Origin of the sequence: Candidatus Nitrosarchaeum limnium BG20 (genome assembly GCF_000241145.1) — an archaeon.
GTDB lineage: Archaea > Thermoproteota > Nitrososphaeria > Nitrososphaerales > Nitrosopumilaceae > Nitrosarchaeum > Nitrosarchaeum limnae.
Genome location: NZ_AHJG01000163.1, coordinates 1 through 3631, shown reverse-complemented (window position 1 = coordinate 3631; position 3631 = coordinate 1). Strand labels below are relative to the sequence as shown.

Sequence of the window (3631 nt, the reverse complement as noted above, 5' to 3'; positions counted from 1 at the left end):
GTAACGAGTTCATTTTCTTTATGCTCTGAAAGTAAACTAGTCAAGCCCTTACGCAATCCACCACCAACGCGGACAGCCCATTGATCATAAACAGTAGCAAATCGAATTTTTGGATTAGTATCTAAAATCTGTGAGCAAAATTTTTCATAATCCAATGATTTTTTACGATAATCACATTATTAGAGTTTTATTGCCCAAGTGTATCCTTTAAGACAAATCCGCCGTTTGTAGGCTCTGGTGGAAGAATTTTCTTTGCTTTTCCCAATCCCAACGTTGTAATAATTACAGATGCCATGATTATTGAAAATACGATTTGTGAATATGCATCAGCATTTGGCAATCCCATAGTTATTGGAAATGTAGCAAGTACTGCAGCCGCTAACCCCCTAGGAATCATTATAGTGGTAACTTTTTTGTCTAGTTGTGAAAATCTCTGAGTCAAGGTCATTTTTACAATAATGGTTCTTGCAACATAAATTGCAATTGCTGCTACAACCCCAAATACAATATACTCTATGTTTCCAAAACTTGCAAGCAAGCCAACAAAGACAAAGAAAAAAGTCCTAACTAGAAAAGTTATTTGATTATGAGTTGGATCATCTGTATCAATTTTTGGTAATGGAAATCTCAAGTATTTTGCTAAACGACGTTTGTTTCCCAGCATCAAGCCAAACACTAGAGCAGTTAATGCTCCTGATTCGCCCAAGGAATTTGCCATGAAATAAAGAATAAACAAAATTGCTAAAGTGAGCATATAGCTGTGCTTACTAGATGCAAGTTTTGTAGTCACATACATCCATGGTATACCTACTCCTAAACCAAGAACCAGTCCAACAATTACAGCATTTTCAATAGTAGTACCCATAAAATCAACATTCAAAGTACCTGACAGAACAGCTCCAAACAAAACAAAAGCAATTACAGTAGCAAGAATATCCGTTAGAGCAGACTCAAAACTTAGTAATGATTTTGCACTATCAGAAATTTTAAGATTTCTTACAAGACCAAATACGATTGCAGAGCTACTTCCACCAACAATAGAGCCAAGTAAAACACCTTCTATCCATTCCCAACCAAGACCGTAATGAGCAAATGCTGCAACGATGCCAATCGAAGCTGCAAATCCCACAATAGATAAAATTATTGCAAAGTGAGCAGTGCTTGCCACACTCTTTAGATCTAAATTCAATCCTCCATCATACATGATAATAATCAAAGCCAGTGCTGCAAAGTAAGGAACAACTTGAAGTACAACTTCAGGTTGGATTAATCCCAATATTGGACCAATAATTATTCCCAATATCATTAAAAATGCAACGTCTGGAATACCCGTTTTTTTAAAAAAGGCTTCTCCAACAACTCCAAAGAAGATGACAGCACCTGCTGCAAGAAGCAGTAAAGGTGCAGAAACTATAGAGTCAGACAAAGGTGAAGAAAATACACTAAACATATTTTGTAATGGAGTAAAATCAAAGCCCAAATTAGCAAGGCCTACACGTGTACTAAAATCTGTAAAGAAACCAGGAATATCAATAGATGCAGAAGGACCATTTTGTATTGATTGAATCAATACTTCAAGTATTGACAATAGAAATTCCATGATTTTCACTTAAAATCAAGAATTTGGTTAATACAAAATAATGTAAATAAATATTGACTCAGGTCTTATTGCATAATCTTTTTGATATAAATCTCCTGAAAAGCCAATATCTAGAATTTTCAAGTAATTAAGAGAATTATCAAATAACAAAATTTCAAAGAGAGGTCATCATATAAGAAAATATCAGTATTTACAGTAAAAGGTGTTTGAAATAAACACACAGATATTTGTCCAGAACAAAATAGACCAAATCTTGTTGGATCATCTTGATCAAACCACTATGCATTACTTGCTTTGTAGCTAATTTATTTGGAATTAAATGAAAATAAGTATCAAAAATGCTGTGTTATGTTTAGCGATTAGCTTGTTATTTTTTGTTTCATTTGATAATATTTTTGCAGCTGAAATCAATAATTCAATTCATACAAATATTTACGAATTAAAAATAAAATCATCACCTCCAGGATTACCAATTGGTGGATCAGGTATGTATGCAGACAACACATGGATTAAAACTGAAACTGCACAAGAAGAATGGGGGGCATACAAGTTTGTAGGATGGAAAGTGGATGATCATTGGATTGCTGGAAATCCAGCAACAATTTTGATGGAAACTGATCATACTGCAGTTGCAATTTATTCTCTAAATCCAGCTCAAACAAGTAGCAGTACTGTAACAACACAAGATGTTATTGATGGAAATGCATTTGATCTAACAATAATATCTCAGTATGGAGAAACAATTGGTAGTGGAAGTTATCTAGAAGGAGACACTGCTAACTTTAGTGTATCAGAACAATATGTTTACGATAAATTTCAAGACGGTGTAAGATATGCATTTTCAGGATGGAGTGATGGGAACACTCCAAATTTAATGTCAAATTCAATTAAAATGAAAGAATCAAAAACAATTACCGCATTATGGTCAAAACAATACAGATTAGAAATATTAGATTCAGCTCAAAATATGAAAGTAATCAAAACTAGCTGGCATAATGAAGGATCTAATGCTGCATTAGAGATGAAAAATTTTGAAGTCAAAGCAGATGAACAAACAAGACGTACACTAAATGAGTGGATAAACGTAGGACAGAATTCAGCAATAATTACAGATCCACAGGCAACTACGACAAATATCTTAATGGATAGCCCTCATAAAATTTCAATTGATTGGAAAAATCAATTCTATTTGAATGTGATCAGTAAATATGGAAACATATCAGGAAGTGGATTTTATGATGAAGGTACCTTTGCAAATGCTTCCATTGATTCAGAAATTCAAGATACAGGAATTGCAAATACACGAGTAGTTTTTGAAGGATGGGGGGGAGATGCAACATCAGATGGTACAAGCATCCAAGTATTCATGGATAAACCAAAATCAGTAACAGGAATATGGAAAAAACAGTATCAACTTGTTGTAGATTCGGAATATGGTACCACTCAGGGTTCAAGTTGGTATAATGAGGGAGTACTAGCTTCTTTTGGAATCACCACACCTCGTGATCCAGCAGGACTTTGGCAACAAAGAACATTTCTAGGATGGGAAGGAAGTTCAGATGCAACTACCACATCAGGTAGCATTTTGATGAACGGTCCCAAGACAGTCACGGCAAAATGGAATGTGGATTATTCTATAGCATTTATGAACATAAGCATAATGTCCAGTGCAGCGATTATTGGTTTAATCATATACAAAAAAATAAAGAACGGATCTCGTAAAAAAATACCACAAAAAAATACTAATGAGTCTATATCAATTAAATCAAAATTACTAGCGACATTAGGATTAACTAAAAACCCTGACTTGACAAATTTAGATGGGCGAGATGATTCTCAAAATAATGAATTAAATGAATTTGAAATTAAAGAAATTGAGAGAAAGAAGATAGCTGAGAAAGAGTTGGAAAAGAATTTGGCGGCAGTTGAATTTGAAAGAAAGGCAGGATTGATGGAAATCGAAAGAAAGACAGGACTTTTAGAAATTGAGCAAGCCAAGAAAGCACTAGAACTTGAGAGTAAAAAATTATC

2 protein-coding genes are annotated in these 3631 nt (G+C 34.0%); one reads left to right on the top strand and one right to left on the bottom strand.

Annotated features, from left to right (window positions below):
- Positions 1-187 precede the first annotated feature (187 nt).
- Positions 188-1600 carry a cation:proton antiporter domain-containing protein gene (locus BG20_RS04945; protein WP_010191698.1) on the bottom strand — a complete coding sequence of 471 codons (1413 nt, stop codon included), beginning with the start codon at positions 1598-1600 and terminating at the stop codon, positions 188-190.
- Between the two features lie 364 nt (positions 1601-1964).
- Between BG20_RS04945 and BG20_RS04940 the strand changes: the two genes are divergently transcribed.
- A partial coding sequence (locus BG20_RS04940) for an InlB B-repeat-containing protein (RefSeq protein ID WP_048097076.1) occupies positions 1965-3631 on the top strand: 1667 nt, incomplete at its 3' end.

Coding starts and splice junctions, on each gene's coding strand:
- BG20_RS04945 (WP_010191698.1), bottom strand. CDS start 1,600: ATGGAATTTCTATTGTCAATACTTGAAGTATTGATTCAATCAATACAA.